General features: G+C 40.4%; 12 protein-coding genes. 3 read left to right on the forward strand and 9 right to left on the reverse strand.

Going from position 1 to position 22209, the window contains the following annotated elements; translation table 11 throughout:
- Nucleotides 1-4: 4 nt before the first annotated feature.
- The 3 genes from WG989_RS02255 to WG989_RS02265 all read right to left on the reverse strand — a co-directional run bounded on the left by WG989_RS02255 (nucleotide 5) and on the right by WG989_RS02265 (nucleotide 4903).
- Nucleotides 5-1285, reverse strand: coding sequence for a PepSY-associated TM helix domain-containing protein (locus WG989_RS02255; protein WP_340427048.1), 1281 nt, complete (start codon nucleotides 1283-1285; stop codon nucleotides 5-7).
- A 101-nt stretch (nucleotides 1286-1386) separates the two neighbouring features.
- Nucleotides 1387-3834 (reverse strand): TonB-dependent siderophore receptor, encoded by a 2448-nt coding sequence (locus WG989_RS02260; protein ID WP_340427049.1) that lies wholly within the window; start codon nucleotides 3832-3834, stop codon nucleotides 1387-1389.
- Nucleotides 3835-3967: 133 nt separating this feature from the next.
- Nucleotides 3968-4903, reverse strand: coding sequence for a helix-turn-helix domain-containing protein (locus WG989_RS02265; protein ID WP_340427050.1), 936 nt, complete (start codon nucleotides 4901-4903; stop codon nucleotides 3968-3970).
- A 267-nt stretch (nucleotides 4904-5170) separates the two neighbouring features.
- On the opposite strand from WG989_RS02265, the gene gyrB reads away from it, so the two are divergent.
- Both gyrB and WG989_RS02275 read left to right on the forward strand, forming a co-directional pair.
- A complete protein-coding gene (gyrB, locus tag WG989_RS02270) occupies nucleotides 5171-7168 on the forward strand; it encodes a DNA topoisomerase (ATP-hydrolyzing) subunit B (RefSeq protein WP_340427052.1) in 1998 nt (665 codons plus the stop codon).
- A gap of 189 nt (nucleotides 7169-7357) precedes the next feature.
- Nucleotides 7358-7555, forward strand: coding sequence for a hypothetical protein (locus WG989_RS02275; RefSeq protein ID WP_340427054.1), 198 nt, complete (start codon nucleotides 7358-7360; stop codon nucleotides 7553-7555).
- Nucleotides 7556-7639: 84 nt separating this feature from the next.
- On the opposite strand, the gene WG989_RS02280 is transcribed toward WG989_RS02275, so the two are convergent.
- From WG989_RS02280 to mfd, 6 genes are all read right to left on the reverse strand, one after another.
- Nucleotides 7640-8296, reverse strand: coding sequence for a hypothetical protein (locus tag WG989_RS02280; RefSeq protein WP_340427055.1), 657 nt, complete (start codon nucleotides 8294-8296; stop codon nucleotides 7640-7642).
- A 124-nt stretch (nucleotides 8297-8420) separates the two neighbouring features.
- Entirely contained in the window at nucleotides 8421-8786 is a 366-nt protein-coding gene (locus WG989_RS02285; RefSeq protein ID WP_340427056.1) for a DUF4870 domain-containing protein, read from the reverse strand.
- Between the two features lie 153 nt (nucleotides 8787-8939).
- Nucleotides 8940-11576 carry an outer membrane beta-barrel protein gene (locus WG989_RS02290; protein WP_340427058.1) on the reverse strand — a complete coding sequence of 879 codons (2637 nt, stop codon included), beginning with the start codon at nucleotides 11574-11576 and terminating at the stop codon, nucleotides 8940-8942.
- Between the two features lie 105 nt (nucleotides 11577-11681).
- Nucleotides 11682-12389, reverse strand: a complete 708-nt coding sequence (locus WG989_RS02295) for a LytR/AlgR family response regulator transcription factor (protein ID WP_340427060.1) — start codon at nucleotides 12387-12389, stop codon at nucleotides 11682-11684.
- Nucleotides 12389-13435, reverse strand: coding sequence for a sensor histidine kinase (locus WG989_RS02300; RefSeq protein WP_340427062.1), 1047 nt, complete (start codon nucleotides 13433-13435; stop codon nucleotides 12389-12391). The genes WG989_RS02295 and WG989_RS02300 overlap by 1 nt, the downstream gene beginning before the upstream one ends.
- A gap of 79 nt (nucleotides 13436-13514) precedes the next feature.
- Nucleotides 13515-16934 carry a transcription-repair coupling factor gene (gene mfd, locus WG989_RS02305; RefSeq protein WP_445298468.1) on the reverse strand — a complete coding sequence of 1140 codons (3420 nt, stop codon included), beginning with the start codon at nucleotides 16932-16934 and terminating at the stop codon, nucleotides 13515-13517.
- Between the two features lie 215 nt (nucleotides 16935-17149).
- Here mfd and WG989_RS02310 point away from each other — a divergent pair, with 215 nt between their 5' ends.
- Entirely contained in the window at nucleotides 17150-22180 is a 5031-nt protein-coding gene (locus tag WG989_RS02310) for a S8 family serine peptidase (RefSeq protein ID WP_340427065.1), read from the forward strand.
- Nucleotides 22181-22209 lie beyond the last annotated feature (29 nt).

Consider the following 22209-nt stretch of genomic DNA (forward strand, 5'->3'; position numbering starts at 1 on the left):
TTTGTTATGCTACTTTTTCATCGCCTGTTAATGCAACAACAGGTTCTTCTTTTTTACTTTTCGTTTTCTTCTTCATTTTATTCAACCAGATCATTGTTCCTGTGATCGGCAAACTTGTTGCGATCAAACAAGCGAGGAAATAAAGGATCTTGGTAAACGTACCATATACGTTACCAACATGAATCGCTTTAATTGAACCGGCCACACGTTCATTAAATGGCTTCTTTTTAAAGATATCCAGCTTCACCACTTTCCCATTCTTGGGATCCATGGTGATTCTGTCACCAGCAGCAGGAGCAAAAAAGCCAAGCTTTGTTTTGCTGATCATTGTTTTTGCATCTGCATCTGCAGGCAAAGTGATCACATAATTTCCATTATACGCTAATAACTTATCTGCTTCTTTCACATAATCAGCAACAGATAATTGAACAGTTGCCAATGCAGTTGTATCTGCTGCGGCTTCTTTCTTTCCTTCACCTTCTTTACGTTCTCCTCCTTTTCCTCCTTCAGCCGGCTTATATGTACCCAATGTTTTTTGCAACCCAGTTCTGTACCATTCAAACGACCATTGCGGACCGGTCAATCCCATCAGCAATAAAAAGATCAATGAATAAAATGCAAGACTGTTGTGCAAGTCATGATTCACACGTTTCCATCCTGCATTCCATTTTATTTTTAATCCTTGTCGCCAATGTCTTACTTTTTGCGGGAACCAGATGATCAAACCTGTGATACAACCCAATGTAAAAATGATGGTTGCCCAACCGGTGATCATACTACCCAGCTTCCTGTTTTCTACGCCATCGATAATGGGCTTCTTCACTTTATCCAACAACAACCAACGATGTAAACTGAACATCGTTCCCATAAATTCTTTTGTACCATTTTTCTCTTTGGAGTTACCAACAATTGCACCTGTGTATGGATTTACCATATAGGTTGTACCACCTCTTGCTGTGCTATCCTCTTTCTTCTTTACATTGAATTGATAAGTACGGTTTAACTCTGCGGGAATCGTTACACTTGCTATAGTGCCACCTGTTTCCTGTTTTACTTTCTCTACTAACGAATCAACAGGAATACGTTCTTTACCTGCTACAGGTTGTACTTTGTATAAATGCGGCGCTGCTTTTTCAGTAAGCTCTGTATTGAACACATAAACGGTTCCGCTGAAACAAACAGCAATTACAATTAATGCACTGCTGAGTCCCAACCAGAGATGTATGTCATTGAAGAACTTTCTTATTCGTTGCCAACTGGTTTTTTGTGTGGTTATTTTGGCCATTTTTTTTCTCGATTATCTTCTTTTACGATTTGTTTAGTATGTCAAAAAGGGATCGCATTGCTACGAGTCCCTTTTTGACGTTGTTTAGTTATTTTTCTTGCTTAAAATTTATAGGCAACCGTAGCCACAAACTGACGTGGGGCAATTGGGTTGATGCTATAATTTTCATGCACGTAGTAATTTAAAACGTTTGTAAGGTTTGAAACTTTTGCAAGTAAAGAAAAACGCTTGATACTGTAGCCCGCAGTTATATCAACGGTTGTAAACGCTTCTACAGGAATCATACGGGAATAGTTCTGCGCCTGACCTTGGGTATTATTCCATCCACCAATACGATCGCCGATGTAAAATACTCCAATACCCAGCTTCAGCCGCTTCAAGGCTCCTTCGCTAAATGTGTAGAATGCACTTGCATTTGCAGTATGCGCCGGAATATTTACCAGTCGATCGCCTTCAATATAACTTCCTGTTTTGTCAGGCGTGTTGGTGTAACGCATATCGTTGTAGCTGTATCCTGCCATCATTGACAACCCTTTTATGAAATGCCCTGTAACATCCAGCTCAATACCATTGCTGGTTGTTTGTCCTGTAAGTTCTTTCAGATTGCTGTTGTTGTTCGGATTACCATTCTGATCGAACTGTGCTGTTTGTGCAAGATTATTATTGATGATCTTATAAGCTGTGAGGTTAACCGTTAATTTGCCTTTGAAGAATATATTCTTCACGCCTACTTCATATTGATCAATAATTGAAGCCGGCAAAACATTGTTGAATACATCGAGGCCGGTATTGATCGCAAATGAATTCGAATAACTTCCAAAGAGTGATACATTTGGTTTTACCCGATATACCAACCCGAAGCGGGGAGAAAATGCTCTGTCAACTTTACGCTTCCCTTTAGTAATTGCATCTGTTACAAGATTTGTGGTTGTTGACGGCACAGATTCCTGAAGCGACCAACGGATACCTGCCAATAATTTAAGTTTTTCTGTAATACTGATAAGATCCTGCACATAAGCACCTCCTCTGATTACCGGTGTTTGTACAAATGTTGTTCTTGTTGCCACAGGAATATCGGTACGACGAACAAATTTACTTTGATCAAGGATATTAATGCTATCGTAGATCTTTCCTTGTATATCGTAATTGTAAGTTTCAGTCACGTAGCTGTCGGCATCCACACCAGCTAAAAAGGTATGTTCAATTGAACCTGTTTTAAATTTTCCATTGAGGTTGACCTGACCTGTAAAATAATTTTCTTTTGTATCAATACGCCCCAGCGGACGTCCCCAGTCGCCATTTGCTTTTGCCTGAATCCGTTCTACTGAATAATAATCACGATCAAAGTTTTGATAAGAAACAACACTACTCAATTGCCAGTTGTTATTGAAGGCATGTTTGATGGTTGCAGATGCGGTGCTTTGCTGTGTAATATTATACTGCCAATCAGTTCCCATGAAACGTGAGCGTGGCACATCGGGAATTACAGTATTGCCTAATGAGCCAATACCAAAATCAGGTGTAAAATCATGCTTTAAATAATCGCCTTCCACAATCAGCTCCGTTTTTTTACCAAGCTTGAAAAGGAAAGAAGGATTAATATAATAACGTGCAGATGATACATTATCCCGGTAGCTATCAGTTGATTCAAACGTTCCGTTTATACGATACGCTACTTTTTTACTGATGGGTCCGTACACATCAAATGTTGGTTTCCACAAGTTGAAACTTCCTGCACGAACACTTACTTCGCCGCCAAATTCAAACTTTGGTTTTTTGGTAACCATATTCAATACGCCACCGGGTGATACATTACCATATAAAATAGCAGCGCCTCCTTTTAAGATTTCCACGCTTTCTAATGAACTGATCTCGGGCATTGCACCGCTGTTAACCCTTGAACCATTACGAAACATATTGGTTGATGAAAAGCCATAACCTCTTGCCGAAAAACTTTCCTGTGTGCTGGCTCTTGTTGTGCTGAGGTACACACCGTTTACGTTTCTCACCACGTCACTCAAACGTTGCGCCTGCTGATCTTTCATCACCACTTCACTTACGGATGCAATCGCTTGAGGCAGGTCCATTGGTTTAATAGCCGATTTGCCAAACACGGTTGCCCTATCATTCACGCCTCTGAAATAGGCGATCACGATCTCATTCAGTTCCTTCGCATTTTCCTTTAGGATAAAATTGCTTGTGAGCACTTCGTTTTCAGTTACCTGTATTTTCTTTTCAATTGTTTGAAGGCCTGTGAAAGACACGATCATGGTGTATTCGCCAACCGGTACATTACCTATTCTGTAAGAGCCGTCTTCAAGTGTAATGGTTCCTTTATTGATCTCCTTCAATACAATACTCACATGTTCTGCAGCCTTCCCATCAACAGTTGTAACAATGCCTTTGATCGTTTGCTGTGCAACCCCCGGAGTCACCTGGCTGTTTTGCTGACTTGTAGTTAATCCGGTGTTGATAATCTGCTGTGCACATATAGTTGATGTAAAAAGTGTAAAGAGAATAATTAGTTTGGTCCTTAATTTCCGTTCCATTGATCTTATGTATTATGTGTTTTTATAAGATGCAAATTTGGATCATGCCATTCCAAATCATTTACAGAATGAGGAAAAGCATTTACGCAAAACGGAAAGAGAATAAAAGAAAGGAAAATACTTACGAGTGTTATTAGCGGAACAACAACTCACAAGGCTTTAAGCCGGTATGCTTTTTAAACGCAGTAGAGAAATGTGAAATAGAAGAGTAACCAAGCATTGCACTTACATCTGTTACGCTTAGTCCTTTATCGTACAAAAGATATTTGGCATGTTCCATCCGTTGGCTTTGATAAAAATCAAACACAGTTGTACCAAACATTTCCTTGAACCCTTTCTTTAAATAACATTCATTGGTACCAACTTTACGGCTTAGTTCTTTAATAGTGATGGGATCGCCAATGCGTTGCAACAGTACTTCACGGGCCATGTTGATCTTTTCCCGGTCAGCTTCATTCGCCAAAAATTTACAAGAGAAGGTCTCTTCCTGCTTTTCTTCTACCAAACATTCAAGACCATAAAGAAGTAATGTTTGTAACTGACTGTTGACAAATATATTTTCGAGTGTATCGCTGTAATTATGCTGTAACAGATTCTCCAGAATTCCTTTTGTACGGTTGCAAAGATTTACAACGGTATAAAACGATTGTTTTTGTTTGAATGCAAGGATCTGATCGCTTTTTGTCTGGATGGTCTTTCCTTTTACAAACTGGCTGAGATAAGCTGCTGAATAACGAAAACTGAATACATCAAACGTAGCAACGGGTTCTTTACATACAGCCGATTGTTTTTTGCAAATACCGTTTGTGCATTGCTCGTTTGTACAATACCGGTTGCCTGAGATACAAAACCGCAGCTCAATACTTTTGTCTTTGGCAAGCTTTGGTTCATAATTATACGCCAGCATGCCCACATCTTCCATATTCCATTGCTGTTGTAATTGATACCGTTGAATACTATACTGCACCGAGCCGGGAATCTGTTTTTCCTGCTCAAACAACAATTCCAGCTCATGTGTCATGAGCGGGTGCTTGTGTGCCAATGTTAGTAAATCGTTCAACTGCTGCATCAGCGGCAAAGTTAAGTGCTGTAACGTCCTGAAATGCCTGTCATTTGACAGAGTTTTGTCATGTTTTGATCGGCTCTTTAAGCCATGCAAAAACAACCAATTGTGAGTTATTCCCAAATGCGGTTTAACCACTTCATTTTCAGGCTGGAAATTGTGGATTTCTTGGGCTAAAATCAGGTTGCAAAAACGCTTCAACCGCTGCCTTTTCCGTACATTTGTCCGAATATATTTTCACCACTCCCAATCAGATTTTTTGAGAAACATTATATGAGCACAGAGTTAACAGATCTACAGGAAAAAGCCCTGAGCGCAGCAGCACAAAATGCAGGTTATGGCGCCGACAGTATCCAGGTTTTAGAAGGTTTAGAAGCGGTTCGTAAACGACCGGCCATGTATATTGGCGATATCAGTGAAAAAGGTTTACACCACCTCGTGTATGAAGTGGTTGATAACTCTATTGATGAGGCATTAGCAGGTTACTGTAAAAACATTACGGTAAACATTCATGAAGATAACAGCATCAGTGTGCAGGATGATGGTCGTGGTATTCCCACTGCCATGCATACAAAAGAAAAGCGTTCTGCTCTTGAAGTTGTAATGACGGTATTGCATGCCGGTGGTAAATTCGACAAAGGTTCTTACAAAGTATCCGGTGGTTTGCATGGTGTGGGTGTTAGTTGTGTAAACGCATTGTCATCCAAGCTTCAGGTAACAGTTCAACGTGAAGGAAAAATATTTGAGCAGGAGTACCGCATTGGTGTTCCGCAATATCCCGTTCGTGAAGCAGGTGTAAGCGATATTACAGGTACAAGAGTTCATTTCTGGCCCGATACAACCATCTTCACTGCTTCTGTTTACAAGAAAGAAATACTGGAAGCACGTTTACGTGAATTATCATTTTTGAACAAGGGCATCCGCATTATCCTCAACGATCTTCGTGAAGTAGATGATAATGGCGCAACCTATACCAATACGTTTTTCAGCGAAGGTGGCATCACTGAATTTGTTGAATTGATCGAGAAGAACGGAAAGCGTAGTCCGCTTCTGCCTTTGGTGATCTACATGGATGGCCACGACCAAGAGAGCAATGTGGCAGTAGAAGTTGCGATGGTGTATAATGATTCGTACAGTGAACATATTTTTTCATACGTAAATAACATTAACACCATTGAAGGCGGTACACATGTAACCGGCTTCCGCAGATCAATCACCAGGGTGTTCACATCGTACGGAAAAAAAGAAGGCCTGTTTGAAAGAGCCAAGGTAGATGTGGAAGGTGATGATTTTCGTGAAGGTTTAACAGCCATCATTTCGGTGAAGGTTCCTGAACCGCAGTTTGAAGGACAAACAAAAACAAAACTTGGTAATAGTGAAGTAAGTGGTATTGTTGAAACATCCGTAAGCCGTACGCTTGAGGCTTATCTCGAAGAAAATCCACGTGAAGCAAAGAACATCGTTCAAAAAATTATTCTGGCAGCACAGGCAAGAGCAGCAGCAAAAAAAGCACGTGAACTGGTGCAACGTAAAACCGTTTTAAGCGGTGGCGGGTTACCCGGTAAACTGGCCGATTGTTCTGATCGTGATCCTGAACGTTGCGAATTATATTTAGTCGAAGGAGATTCGGCGGGCGGTACTGCCAAGCAAGGCCGTGACCGTAGCTTCCAGGCTATTCTACCGTTGAGAGGTAAAATCCTCAACGTTGAAAAAGCAATGGAACACAAGATCTACGACAACGAAGAGATCCGCAACATGTTTACTGCCCTTGGCGTAAAGATGGGCACACCGGAAGATCCAAAAGCATTAGACATCAGTAAGCTTCGTTATCATAAGATCATTATCATGACGGATGCCGACGTGGATGGTAGTCACATCGCCACATTGATCCTCACTTTCTTCTTCCGCTATATGACAGCTATTGTTGAACAAGGCTATCTCTATCTTGCACAGCCGCCGTTATACCAGGTAAAGAAAGGAAAAGACATGGCGTATGCTTGGAACGAAGAAGAACGCAAAGCATTTGTACTTCAGTTTGGAGCAGGCAAGGAAGACAGCGTAGGCGTACAGCGTTACAAAGGTTTGGGTGAAATGAATGCTGATCAGTTATGGGAAACCACGATGAATCCCGGCACCCGTGCATTGAAGCGGGTAACGATTGAAAGTGCTGCAGAAGCCGACCGTGTGTTCAGCATGTTGATGGGCGACGAGGTGGCCCCACGCCGAGAGTTTATTGAAACACATGCGAAATACGCCAATATCGACGTATAAGTTTCAGGCTGTTTCAGGGGGAAATGAATCTGATTATTTTGAGATAGAAGCGGCCTTTGGGCCGCTTTTTCGTTGATTTTCAATGACTAATATCTTGTGGAAAGCATTTTGGCCCGTTTTTGGCGAAAATCTGTACTTTAGCCTGAACCGGAGGCCGGATTTTTAACTAACCCCCAAAAAAATTAAACTATGCAATTAACAGCGTATAATGTAAAAACGAAAGAAAAAAATGTTCCTATCCAGAATGCAGTTGTTGAGCGTACTGCAAAAGGCGGATACATTGCTAAAGGTGATGATGGAAAAGGTAACAAGCTTACTGCTTTGTTAGGTGAAGCAAAAGCACTTGCTGCTATCGCTGCCGGAACTGCAAAGAAAGGTTGGGATTAATCTGATTCTATCCATAAAAAAAGTCGCCCTGTTTTGAAAGCAGGGCGACTTTTTTATTGTCGTAATTTTTATTAACAGCTAAACTTACAGCGGAAATCTTCTTGCTATCGCTCTTGTTACACTTTGAATGGATTGTTGAAACGGATAGTTCCAATCGGTTTGATTGGTAAAGCGTGTGCTCCATACCGTATACCCATCACGTACCAATGCGCTGCTCACAAACATATCGCTTGTGCGGGCCATACCAGTAGGAACACCAATGCCGGGAATGGTGCGATTAAGGATTCCGCCTACCACATCAACACCTAACGCTACTTCATCACTGAGAATATGATTTTGTGTTACTTTGGTTGATACCACTGCATCAACACCCAGTATTTTTGAAAGCTCCATTGGATCCATTTGCCAGGAAGCAGAATCAGTAATCCCTTTTTCTTCCAAAAGTTTTTTTGTACGCTCTGAACTTTGGAATTGTACCTGCGAATAACGACGAAGGCGGGTATCAACATACTGCACCAGATCAATGTATAATGCACGGTTCAGAAAAACAGTGTTTCTGTTGATGATCTCCTGCACCTGTTCAGGTGTTAATTTCTTTGGAATGTTACCTGTTACTTCGAGTTGTGCCGGGAGAATAGCGATGGTGCGGATGTTGTATTGCTGTACCCTTTCCATCATTTTTTTCCTTGCACAGGAATTGATCAGTAGTGAGAGAGAAATCAAGAGTAGAACTTGTTTCATAAAGTTTCGGTTTTTATTGAATAATACAATGTGTCATAGAATTGGAACAATTGGAATACCAAAATTAATAAAGGCTTTCGTTTATGAAAGCCTTTATCAATGAATTAACTTAAAAAAAGTAAAACTACTTGATGAAACGGATGGTAAAAGGATAGCGATACAACACATCGTCGGCCGCTTTTACCGCTGCAATAATATAGAGGATGAGCGAACCTATCCCGATAGCGATCAACAGGAAAATACCAATAATTAAAAAGATCAATGGTATGCAGATGATGCAGTAAATGAACATGCTGATCCCGAAATTCAATGCTTCTTTCGCATGTTCACCCACATAACGTGATTCATCTTTTTTTACGAGATAAATAATTAAAGCGGGGATGATGGAAAAGAAGATCGATAATACATGTGTAAGAATAGCGATGGATCGTTCGTCGCTGCTTACCTGTGCGTACCTGATCTCGCCTGAATTTGCAAAGTTTTGTTCCATGAATGAAGGTTTAATGTTTGAAAATGATCGGTTAAAGATGGAAGAAACAACGACTTTGTACACTTAAAAATAAGATTAAAATTTCGTTTTACATATAAAAAAGAACCCTGCGCAACAAGTACACAGGGTTGAACATCTCATCAATCTATCATCTTACTGCATTCCCTGCATAGCGCCTTGCGAACCTTCGCTTTCGGCTTTCATATTTTTACGCTTGAAGAGCGACATATCCATTTGCCCGAACTTGTAAGCAAGGTTGATACGGAACATCGGCACATCGTTTAACCGGTAGCTGTTCTGGATGTAGAATGAACTTGCCGAATACTGATCGAACTTTCTTGTTCCGAAAATATCGTTTACGTTAAAGGTTACTGTTGCTGCTTTGTTCTTGAGGAAGCTTTTTGAAATAGCAGCATCAATACCATAGTTCGCTTTAATATAACCTTGCGCTGCACTTTGTGCACCACCACCCATCGGCGGACCACCCATACCACTATTCTGGTTCACCGGTAAATTTGTTTTTGATTGATACGTAGCTGATAACTGCAGTTTAAAATCAGCAGGTAGCTTAAAGTTATTGTTCAGCTTTGCAAACCAGCTCCACATAGCAGCTTGTGATGTACCTGTAATATTGTCTGTATTGATCTTTGAATTATAAATGTTGAGGTTTGAATTCAGATCCCACCATTTTGTAACGGTGTTCTGTGTGGTGAATTCAATACCATAGGATTGGCTTGATTGTGCATTCTGATATGTACTCAATGGACGTTTTTCTCCGGATGCCAATGTAACTGTATCGAGGAAACGTGTAATTAAATTAGTGCTGTATTTGTAGTATGCTGAAACCAAAAGCATATTCCCTCCTTTGAAACTTTTTGAGTAAGATACTTCTGCTGAATTCGTAAACTCAGGCTTCAATGCTGCATTACCTCTGCTCCAGTTCAATTGATCAGTTGAATCAATAAATGGAATCACCTGCATAAAGAACGGACGGTTTACTCGCCGTGTTACACTGAATTGCAACTCTTGTTTATCACTCAACTTCTGACTTAAGAACAACGAAGGAAATAAACTCAACGGGTACTTATTGCTGAAAGTTTGTTTGGTATCAGTTAACTCACCAGTGTAGTCAGAACTTTCTGCACGTAAACCGACCTTATAACCGAAGTTATTTATCTGATTACCTACCGAAAGATAAGCAGCATACACATTGTCTTTGTTTTTGTAATTACTTGTTGCGTTTGGGATCACTACATACTCGTTTGTAGAGTTATTTAACATGTAATTTTCCTGGTTATTCGTCATTGTTCGCAACTGCACCCTTGCACCAGTTTCGATTTTACCAGCTTTACCAAACGGTTTTACATAATCTGTTTGAATGGTAATAAAGTTGTTAGTGCCGTTACCAAGGATCTGCTGCAACAACGTTCCTGTTTTTGTACCTCCATCTGACGTATAGATACCAGTATTGTAATTAAGACTGTTAGTGTTTGTTCCACTAAAAATATTGAAATCGCCTGTCAACTCTTCTCCTTCTTTCGGAAATAAATATTTGAAGCCGCCTTGCACACCTGTTGCATTAAACTCTCTCTTCGTTGCAGTTGAACGATTGCTGTAACTGATATAAGATCCATTGCTGTAAGTACTATCTGTTTTCAATACAGAGCCCGGGTTAAATTCGCCATGTACTCGTACGCCCGATAACGAAAGCGTTAAACGATTGGTTGCAAAATAATCGACACCTGCACGGCCAAACAGAAAACCACCATTCATTGTAGTATTGCCCGTTTGATTCACAAGGATATTAGGAGTTGTAAGCAAACTGGTGATATCAGTAGAACTTGTTGTACGGTTTTTCATTTGGTTACTGAATGCGCTGAGCGAAAGATTAAACTTTTGCTGACGCAGATTTAAACTTGCGCCACCGTTAATAGCACCACGTTTATCTACACCCACATTCACATTACCATTGTACCCATTCTTTTTATTCTTCTTTAAAACGATGTTGAGGATACCGGCATTACCACCTGACGCATCAAACTTTGCAGAAGGATTGGTAATGATCTCTACACTTTCAATTGCATCTGCAGGGATTTGATCAAGCGTTAACGTAGTTGGACGACCATCAATATAAATTTGTGGCGATGCATTACGCAAGGTTACATTTCCATCTATATCAACATTTACAGAAGGGACGTTCTTCATCACATCCACCGCTGTACCACCTGCACTTACAATATTCTGATCAACACTAAATACTTTTTTATCAATATCCATTTTCAATCGACCCTTTGTTGCTGTTACAACAACCTCTGATAATTCTTTCACTGATTTCATTAAACTCACTTTACCGAGATCTTTTTCAAAGGCAGAAGCCATTGCACTCATATCCGGCATTTGTCCCGGTTTTGCTTGTGCGCCAGCTGCCGGCATCTTTGGTTGAAATGCTACAGTTTGTGTATATGCTTCAAACCCGCTTGCCGATATCGTTATTTTCAACGGTCCCATGATGGGCAACTGTTCAATATTAAAATCACCATTCGCTGAACTGATGGTTCCTTTTAACAAAACATCTTTTCTTTTCTTTGTTGTGCTATCGTATTTGCTTTGAAGCACCATTACAGAAGCCCCGTCAATTGCCTTACCGGTACTATCGACCAGTTTGCCATAGATACGACCAATACTTGGAGGTGCTTGCTTAACTCCGCCAGCCATTGTGCCACCGGGCATTTGTGCATTTACCAAATTCACTGTAACAATTGCCACAAACGCCAGAATAAACTTTTTCATTTTTGATAATTTATGCAGCAAAAGTAATTTGGTGGAAAGCCTTGACTAGGGCAAATGAGACAACAGCGGGAAATGATGCGACGAAATCTGAAAGAGAGAAAGAATCTATTCAGCACGACCGATCAGGGCAAAGAGTTTATCCCTGAAATTATCGCTGATGGGGAGTTCTGCATCCTGAATAAATACACTGCTTTTGCGAATAGAAGTAATAGCCGGAACAGCCACAATAAATGATTTATGGATACGTACAAATTGATTGGCTGGCAGTTGCTCTTCAACTGCTTTTAAACTCATACGGGTAATAACAGGCTTCGGCGAGCTTTTGAGATGGATCTTGATATAATCCTTCAGGCTTTCGATCCAGGTGATGTCGGTCTTTTCAACTTTGTGCAGACTGTACTCCACATTCACAAAGAAATAATCCTGCTGCACCGATTCCTGTTTCGGCTTTTGCTTTAACTGATGCAGTTCATTGGCTTTGTTACAAGCTTGTATAAAACGATTGAGTTCAACTGGTTTTAATAAGTAATCAACCACGTTAAGGTTATATCCTTCCAACGCATACTTTTCATACGCTGTTATTAAGATGAACATGCATTGCTGCGGACTGCTCTGAATAAACTGCAACCCATTAAGACCGGGCATTTGTATATCGATGAATACAAGATCAACCTGCTCCTGCTGCATAATGCGCAAAGCTTCCAACGGATTGTTGCAGGCTGCTACCAATTGCAGAAAAGGAACTTTGCTGATATTATCTACCAACAGTTCAAGCGCCAATTCTTCATCATCTATTGCAATACAACGGAGCATTAATGCAGTTTTAATTGAAGTGAAACAGTGAACCAACCATCTTGTTTATCAATACTCAAGACATGATCCTGATGGTATAATAAATTTAAACGTCTTTTCACATTTGCCAATCCAATACCCGAAGTTTTATCTTTCGGTTCATCTATGTTTGTATCATTGTACTTATTCCGCACAGAAAAATACAATTGATCTTTCTCTACTTTCAGATCAATATCAATTTGTGCATCTTCAATTAAACCAACACCATGCTTGAATGCATTTTCTACAAAAGGGATCAACAACATTGGCTCAATCGTATAGGCAAAAGATGCTTGTTGTAATTGTGTATTGATCTGCATATTCTTACCAAAACGTAAACGTTGCAGATCGATATAACTTTGCAGGTATTCCACTTCTTTATCAAGTAATACTTTGTCTTCATCTGTTTCGTATAACATATACCGAAGCAACGATGAGAGTTTAATGAGTGATGGTTCGAGTATATCCGACTTCTTTCTTGCTAACGCCACCATGTTATTTAAAATATTAAACATGAAGTGCGGGCTTATCTGCGAACGTAAAAAAGACAATTCTGTTTTAAGGTTTTCGTTTTGCGTTTCCTGCTTCTCCTGGTCCTCAATAACCCGGTCACGTATAATACGAAAAGCTGAACTTGATAAAAAGATGAAGACAAAAACAGGAAGATTAAACACAATAAAATTCCTGGGTTTATAAGCGATCCCTTTAATAAAAAGATCAAACATCAACCTGTCGGCCAAGCCGATCAATAAAAAAGCAGAAAGCATAATAAGCGTATAGCGCTTGTACTTTTTTTGATAAAAAATTGATGGGATCAGAAAATAAGCATTCACATAAAACAGGGCAATCCAAAGGATATTCTTCAGAAAATGCAGATAGTACATGCCGTAAAGCTGCTCTTCAGAATGTGGTGATTTATTTACATCTCCAACCGGGCGCAATAAAAAAGGAGCGGCAAGGAACAATGCCCAAAATAAAATATGTAATCCAATGACCACCCATTTACGTGTACTCCATTTACTGCTCATACTTACAAAGTACTTATTTATTCAGTTGAAAGTTTTCCATTTTGCGACGAAATGGATAATTCTGTCGATGACAGCGTGTTTAGGCGGTAACCGGTTTTTCAATTACGGCTGCATGCATACGGGTTAACAGGCGAAGTAATGCTTCCATACCTTCCATATCACGAACAACCAAGAGGAACAGTTTGCCGGTTTGTTTCAGTTGTGCTTTGTTGAGTGAGGTTTGCACAAACTGCATGATACCCTGGAACACGGTTGATTCAAAATAAGGTGAATCAGGGTTATTGATAAAGTAGCAGCGAAGGGTTTGTTCTTTCAAGGTCATTTTTTCAAAGCCCAGCTCTACAGCCAACCTACGGCAACGGACAGTCGTAAACAGATCTTCCACTTGTGGAGGTATAGGACCAAAACGATCAATGAGTTCTTTATGAAACTCCACAAGATCGGCTTCTGTTTCACAGTTATCTAACCTTGTATATAAACTCAAACGTTCAGCAATGCTTTCAACATAAGCATCAGGGATCAAAATTTCAAGATCAGTATCAATTACACAATCCTTCACATAGTTTTCCTGTTGCTGAATTTCGTCTTTAAACAATTCACGGAACTTGGTGCGTTTCAATTCACGGATGGCTTCGTCCAATACTTTCTGATACATTTCAAACCCGATCTCTGCCATGAAACCACTTTGCTCACCACCCAGCATATTACCTGCACCACGAATATCCAAATCACGCATGGCAATCTGAAAACCGCTGCCCAACTCACTATGTTGTTCGAGAGTTTGTAAACGTTTTCGAGAGTCGTTCGGCAATGTACTCATTGGTGGAGCCAGCAAATAACAAAATGCTTTTTTGTTACTACGTCCTACCCTTCCTCTCAACTGGTGCAAATCACTTAAACCAAACTGATGCGCATTGTTGATCATGATGGTGTTCACATTGGGAATATCAACTCCGCTCTCAACAATGTTGGTACAAACCAATACATCATATTTCTTCCCGATAAAATCAAAGATTCGTTCTTCAAGATCATGACCTTCCATTTGTCCGTGTGCAAAACCAATGCTGAGGTCAGGACACAAGCGTTGAATGATAGCCGCCATTTCAGCCAAACCTGCAATTCGATTATGAATAAAGAAGACTTGTCCGCCACGTTCTGTTTCATAATAAACCGCATCACGGATAAAATCTTCCTGGAACACCTGCACTTCGGTTTGTATGGGCTGACGGTTTGGTGGCGGCGTATTCATAATACTCAGATCTCTTGCACCCATCAAACTAAACTGCAACGTACGTGGAATAGGAGTTGCCGTTAGTGTAAGAGAATCAACATTCGTCTTTAACGTTTTGATTTTCTCTTTATGCCCCACACCAAACTTTTGTTCTTCATCTACCACCAACAAACCAAGTTCTTTAAACTTTACATCTTTGGCTAACAATGCATGTGTACCTATGATAATATCAACTTTGCCTTCCTGCAATTTTTGATAGGTTTCCTTTTTCTCCTTCGCTGATTTGAAACGATTCACATAATCAACCGTAACAGGAAAATCTTTCAATCGCTCCTGGAATGTTTTGTAGTGTTGGTATGCAAGAATGGTAGTAGGAACCATGATAGCTGCCTGCTTACCATCGCACACTGTTTTAAAAGCAGCACGCACAGCAATTTCCGTTTTACCAAAGCCTACATCACCGCACACCAAACGATCCATGGGCGATGGCGCTTCCATATCTTTCTTCACATCGGCTGTTGCTTTACTTTGATCAGGCGTGTCTTCGTACATAAACGATGCTTCCAGTTCTGTTTGCAGATAACTGTCCGGTGTGTGTTGAAATCCTTGTTGTGCCTTACGCTGAGCATATAGCTGAATAAGATCAAAAGCAATCTCTTTTACTTTCGTCTTGGTCTTTTCTTTTAATCGCTGCCATGCATCACTGCCAAGCTTGTTGATCTTCGGCACACTTCCTTCCTTGCCCGTGTATTTTGAAATTTTATGCAGTGAATTAATGTTCACATACAAAATATCACTGTCTTTGTAGATCAAACGCACCGCTTCCTGCATTACACCATTCACTTCTATCTTCTGCAACCCACTGTAGGTTCCCACACCATGATCGATATGCGTTACATAATCGCCGGGTTGTAATTCTTTTAATGCACGGATTGTAAGTGCCTTGCTTTTATTATATGCCTGCTTGACTTTGTATTTATGATAACGCTGAAAAATTTCATGATCAGTATAGCAGATCACTTTCAAATCCTCATCAATAAATCCTTCATGAATTGCCAATGCAATTGGCGTGAAAGGAATCTCTGCTTTCAGATCTGCAAAGATGCTGTGCAGGCGTTCGAGCTGCTTTGGGTTCTCAGCAAAAATGAATGTTTCAAATTTTTTCGCACCCCAACTCTTCAGATCACTAATGAGTAATTCAAACTGACGATTGAAAGCAGGTTGATGTTTGGTGTTATAAGCAAGTTCAAACCTGTTCCTTTCCTCAACTGTATTTAACAAGTGTGGCTCGTAGCCAAACTCAATGGTATGATGTTGCTGTATCTGTTCTTCAACAATTGCAGCAGTAATAAAATCCTGTTCATTCAGATCGATCTTTTCCAATCGCTCATCATCGTCACGCTCCTGTTTTGAAACCGGTAATTTCAAAAACTGCTCCATGTCTTCTTCCATAGTGAGCAATCGTTCTTTCATCACATCAAAATCTTTCACCCACACAATGGTGTTCTCCGGTAAAAATTCAAACAACGAAACCTTCTCGCCGCTTTCAAATTGAGTTTCCACATTCGGGATAATACTCACCTGCGCCAAACGTCGTTCACTCAATTGCGTTTCAGGATCAAAAATGCGGATGCTGTCCACATCATTGCCAAACAATTCAAGACGATAAGGCTTTTCATTACCAAACGAATAAATATCGAGGATGCCGCCTCGTACTGCAAATTGTCCGGGCTGATAAACAAAATCTGTACGTTCAAACCCAAGATCAACCAAAAAGCCCATCATGTTCTCAACGTCCAATGTGTCGTTGGTTTTAATGAGCAGCATATTGCCCTGCAGTTTTTTGGGCAACACCACTTTTTCAAACAATGCATCTGGGTAAGTAACGATGGCCCCAACACGTTGGCCCGTAGGCATAGAAAATTTCGTCAACGTTTCTGTACGCAACATTACATGCGACGAATTAAGCAGCCGAAAATTCTTTTGATGTTTGAAGGAAGAAGGAAAATAAAACAGGTTGAGTTCCTTCGTGATGCTCTCAAGTGAATTGTGGAAGTATGCGGCCTCTTCGGCATCGTTTACGATAAACACATGATTGAATTGCTCCAGCGAAGAATGATTGAAAACCGAAGCAGCTACGAACTGTGATGAGCTTCCCAACAGGTTTTTGAGATAGATCCGTTGAGTTTGGGAAAAAGAAAGCCTGTCCGCCAGTTGAAAAAGGCGGGGATCATCATTAAATTTCTTCTGCAACAACTCAAAATTCACAGGCGGCAAATATACAACAGGAACAGGCAATTAAACGAGTCCGTCAAAATGAAACGAAAACCCTGCATAAGCTTTCATTTTCGGGAAAGAAAGCCTATTTTTGAAGTCAATCCAAATCTGTTAAAACCAAGTCCATGAAGCACTGCCAACCATCTTTTCAGCTACATCGTAGTTGTTTCACTCCAGCTTCCCATTCCATCGATCGAAAATCTGTTATGATCAAATCATTTCTGTTTAGTTTATTGTTGCTATGTGCACAGTTTGTTGTTGCCCAAAAAACTGTTACCACACTTCATTTAAAAAGTGGCGACCTGTTGATCAAAGACAACATGAAGGCCGAAACGCTTTCTGCTGAATTAAGAAAGGGGAAGATTGGTCAATGGACGTATACTTTGCTTTCTTTTGAGAAACCGGTAACAGCCGGTCAACAACAGGCATTGCGTTCAATGGGTATTGAACTGCTCACCTATTTGCCGGATAATACATACCAGGTGCGGATGAAAACAACACCACAGTTTTCGCAGTTATACCAGGTGGGCGTAAGAGCCATGATGCATTTGCCGGGTGCCTCCAAATTAGGAAGTGAATTACACACCCAACTTGCTGTAGAAAAGCCAGATGGAATCGTATCACTCAATCTGCAATTACATCCAGGTGTACAATGGAACGAGGTCTTTGCCATTCTATCATCTTACGGAGTTTCGTTAACTAAATCGGATTACCTGAATCAAGGGTTAGCGCAAGTGAATATTGCATCAAAGAATATTGCAGCGATAAGTGAGTTGCCTTTTGTTGCGTATTTGAATTTATCGTTCTTGCAACCAACAACACTAAATCAGCGTGAAAGAGGGTTGTTTGGTTTAACCAATCTTACGAGTTCGGAAGTTGCCGGCCGGAGTTTAACAGGTAACGGTACCGTTATTGGTATTGGAGATGATTCCAATCCTCTTCATCTTGACAATACAAACAAAGTAATCAACCGAAACCCTTCCTATATTTCAAAAAACCACGGGCGTTTAGTTACAGGAGTTGTTGGAGGTGACGGTTTAATTGAAGAACGGTTTAAAGGAGCGGCTCCAAACAGTTTATTGATTGTTGATTTTTTTGATTATGTCCTAACTAAATCAGCCACTTATTTTACCGATCATGGTATGACTGTTACAAACAATTCATACTTTACCGGATTAGTTGGATGCCCAGGAAATGCAGTTTACAATGAGTTAAGTTCATATGTAGACCGACAAATCAATTCAAACCCCTTTTTACAACACATTTTTGCAGCAGGTAATGATGGACAACGTACATGTTCGCCTTACCCACTTTCGTTTGCAACAATTAAAAGTGGTTATCAGGTGAGCAAGAACGTACTTGATGTAGCAGATTATGCAAATTCGACTGATAACTTGAACACAAGTTCCAGTCGAGGACCTGTGGAAGATGGACGCATTAAACCAGAAATAACCGCTAGCGGTGGCAGCATTTTGACTACCAGCTCAAATAATACTTATACAAATGGATTCGGCACCAGCTTCTCATCACCCTTTGTAACAGGTGTTTGGGCTTTGCTTACTGAACGGTACAAACAACTTCATGCAAATGCACTTCCTAAATCCGGATTACTAAAAGCAATTATCTGCAACACGGGGGATGACCGTGGAAACGCAGGACCCGATTACAGCTATGGCTTTGGTTTTATTAATCCCCGCAAAGCTGTGGAGGCTATTGAAAACAACCGTTACTTCACAGGCTCGCTTTCTACATCTGGAACATCAACACAAATCATTGCCATTCCAGCAGGTACTCGACAAGTAAAAGTAATGTTATACTGGCACGATAAAGAAGGCTCTCCCTTAGCAGCAACGGCATTAGTAAACGATCTTGATCTTACCGTTACTGACGGAGCAACTACGTATGAGCCCTGGATTTTAAATCCAGCTCCTGGTTCTGTAAATACTCCTGCAACGAGAGGTGTTGACCGTATCAATAATATTGAACAGGTAACGATCGATAATCCTGGTATCAGCGTTACAATTAACCTGAGTGGTTTTAATATACCTAATGGTCCGCAAGAATATTTTGTTACATATGAATATTTACTGGATGAAATAAAATTGGAACATCCTTATGGCGGCGAACGTTTTGCTCCTGACCTGGAAGAAATTATTAAGTGGAACGCAACCGATAACAGTACTAACACTTTTACACTTGAATATTCTATCGACGATGGAGCAAACTGGATCGTAATTAATAATAACATTGCAGCGAACCAGCATCGTTACAGATGGATTGGTGTACCAAATAACCCCACCAATAAAGGTAAAGTAAGAATCTCAAGAAACGGTGGCGGCGCATCCGCAACATCTCCCGGCAACTTTACCATTCTTGCACAACCAGTTTTAACTGCAACCGTTCCTTGCGAAGGATATGTAAATCTTAGTTGGCCGGCAGTAACCAGTGCAACTGATTATGAAGTGCTGCAACTGGTAAATAGTGAGTTTATATCGCTTGGCACAACTAATTTATTGAACCATCGGGTAAGTGGACTGGATAAAACGCAAACATATTGGTTCACTGTAAGAGCACGTATGACTGATTCATTAGGGATGCGTGCTGTTGCCAGAAGCGTAACGCCTATACTGGCAACAGCTTGTTCAGCAGCAGAGTTTGATAATGATCTGAAAATAGATTCATTGCTTTCACCTGTACATGGTCGCCAAAATACCAGTACAGCATTAAGCGTTGCCAATCCAATTACAGTTCGAATCAAAAATTTAGACAATATTACTACCAGTGGCAGTTACGATATTTCATACCAAGTAAACGGTGGTACAATTGTTACAGAATCATCAGCCGTTTCTATTCCCGCCGGAGGAACTGTGAATTACACATTTGCTGCAACAGCTAATTTAGCAGCAACAGGAAATTATACCATCCGGATTTTTGTAAAGCAAACCGGTGATACACAAACAGCTAATGACGAACTTACTTACACAGTAAAGCATGTTGCAAATCCCGCTGTTGTACTACCCTTTGCAGAAACGTTTGAAGCAACCGGATCGGATGAATACAAAACCAATTTCTTTTCACTCAGTAATGCTGATCGGTTTGATTATACTAATACGATCAATGGACGGTTACGAACTTTTGTAAATTCCGGTGTTGCTATTTCAGGAAACAAAGCCATTACTTTAGACGCTATAAATTATAATGGTGTGCTTGCAAATAACAGCATTACAGCAACCATCAATTTGAGCAGTTATACGGCTGCACAAGGTTTACGTTTTGATTTCAAATTCAAAAATCATGGTCAGTTAAAGCAACCTGCATCAGGTGTGTGGATGAGAGGAACAGATACCGACCCATGGGTTCAGGTATATGATCTCATCAACAACCAGGGAAATCGGGGCGAAACAAAACAAGTGAGCATTAACATCAATGAATTGGGGCAACCGGTTGGTACAAGCTTCCAGGTGAGGTTTGATCAGCAGAGCACCACATCTGCCAACAATGGCGCTTATAACATTGACGGATATGACATGGACGATGGTTTTACATTCGACGACATCCGTATTCTTCAAACAAATAATGATTTACTGCTTACCCGGTTAGTTGCGCCTGATACATTTAACTGTACACCCGGTAATGCCAACATTACGGTTCGTGTTAAAAACACAACTTCAACTACCTACACAAATGTGCCGGTGTATTACCGCATTAACAACGGAACTGCGGTCGCTGGATCTGTCCCATCATTGGCAGGAAATACTGAACTTGATTTTACATTTCCAACTCAAGCCAATCTGTCTGCCAGCCAAGCTTATGAAATTGATGCGTGGGTACAATTGAGTGGTGATGATTATCCTGTGAACGACAGCATCAACAACCGTTATGTATACAGCAGTCCGTCAATCAGCTCCTTTCCTTATTTAGAACGTTTCAATACAAGTAATGGAAACTGGTTTACAGATACACTCAGCTACAGCAGTTGGCGTTGGGGTACACCTGAAAAATCAGTGATGAACCGATCGGCAAGTGAAGGCAAAGGCTGGTTTACAACACTCAACAGTGTGTACAAACAAAATGAAAATTCATACCTCTATTCGCCGTGCTTTAATTTAAGTATGTTGACTCAACCAGTGTTGAGTTTCAGCCATATTTCACAACAGGAAGATAATTGCAACTGCGATTTTCATACTCTTGAATACAGTGTTGACAATGGTAATACATGGCAACGACTTACAGCAACCAATGGCACAAACTGGTTCGACTCATCAGCCAATCAATCTTGGCGAAAAAATATTCAACGCTGGCATGTATCTAGTACAGAAGTGCCCAATGCTGCCAATGTACGTTTCCGTTTCTTCCTTTCAAGTGATGAATTAACACAAGGTGAAGGAATTGGTATTGATGACATTCACATTTTTGACAAAGCAACCATTTATACAGGTGTTGATGTACTCAACATCAACCAAACCGTAAGTGGTAATAACTGGGTGCACTTCAGTAACGGAGGAAATCTAGTTGCCTCTATTCACCCTATGGGACAAAATCTGGGAAGCACCGATGTAAGTGCTTACATCAATACCGGTGCGGTAAGGATCATGAATAATCAATATTATCTCGACCGAAACCTTGTGATCCGATCAACCAATACTCCAACCGATAGTGTGCTGGTTCGTTTCTACTTTACTGAACAGGAAGCAAAAGCTTTAATTTCTGTCACAGGTTGCGGCACTTGTATAAAGTTCAGCGATGCATACCTGGCTGCGGTTACTAAATACAATGGAAGTCCTTCGTTTGAAAATGGTGTATTGAACGATGGAGCAGATGGAACATTCCAGTTTATTGATTCAGGCAAGGTAGATATTGTGCCATTTAACAACGGTTACTACGCCGAATTCAAAGTGAAGAGTTTTTCAGAATTCTGGATCAATGCGGTCGATATGAATCTTACACAAACTGTAACAAGTGTTGATGACATCAATACGCAAGGCATCTTTATTAAAAATGTTTTTGCTGATGAAGCAGGCAGTCTTGTAATACTTGCAGGAAATAAACCGCAGGTTCGTGAAATGAGTATCCGTATCGTAAACAGTGTGGGACAGGAAGTAGTAAATAAACAAACTTCGTATTCAGATACAAGGATCAACATCAACAACCTGTCAACCGGAATTTACTTCGTGGAGATCAAGGATAAAAAAGGCAAAGAACAATTCGTGAAAAAAATCGTCAAGGCGGGGAAATAAATCCCTGATCAACAAATCATATACAAAGA

The organism is Lacibacter sp. H407, assembly GCF_037892605.1.
Classification (GTDB): domain Bacteria; phylum Bacteroidota; class Bacteroidia; order Chitinophagales; family Chitinophagaceae; genus Lacibacter.

Bases quoted from the DNA above. Each gene is read 5' to 3' on its own strand.
- gyrB (WP_340427052.1), top strand. From the start codon at position 5,171: ATGAGCACAGAGTTAACAGATCTACAGGAAAAAGCCCTGAGCGCAGCA.
- WG989_RS02285 (WP_340427056.1), bottom strand. From the start codon at position 8,786: ATGGAACAAAACTTTGCAAATTCAGGCGAGATCAGGTACGCACAGGTA.
- WG989_RS02280 (WP_340427055.1), bottom strand. From the start codon at position 8,296: ATGAAACAAGTTCTACTCTTGATTTCTCTCTCACTACTGATCAATTCC.
- WG989_RS02260 (WP_340427049.1), bottom strand. From the start codon at position 3,834: ATGGAACGGAAATTAAGGACCAAACTAATTATTCTCTTTACACTTTTT.
- WG989_RS02265 (WP_340427050.1), bottom strand. From the start codon at position 4,903: ATGCAGCAGTTGAACGATTTACTAACATTGGCACACAAGCACCCGCTC.
- WG989_RS02255 (WP_340427048.1), bottom strand. From the start codon at position 1,285: ATGGCCAAAATAACCACACAAAAAACCAGTTGGCAACGAATAAGAAAG.
- WG989_RS02275 (WP_340427054.1), top strand. From the start codon at position 7,358: ATGCAATTAACAGCGTATAATGTAAAAACGAAAGAAAAAAATGTTCCT.
- WG989_RS02295 (WP_340427060.1), bottom strand. From the start codon at position 12,389: ATGCTCCGTTGTATTGCAATAGATGATGAAGAATTGGCGCTTGAACTG.
- WG989_RS02290 (WP_340427058.1), bottom strand. From the start codon at position 11,576: ATGAAAAAGTTTATTCTGGCGTTTGTGGCAATTGTTACAGTGAATTTG.
- WG989_RS02300 (WP_340427062.1), bottom strand. From the start codon at position 13,435: ATGAGCAGTAAATGGAGTACACGTAAATGGGTGGTCATTGGATTACAT.
- WG989_RS02310 (WP_340427065.1), top strand. From the start codon at position 17,150: ATGATCAAATCATTTCTGTTTAGTTTATTGTTGCTATGTGCACAGTTT.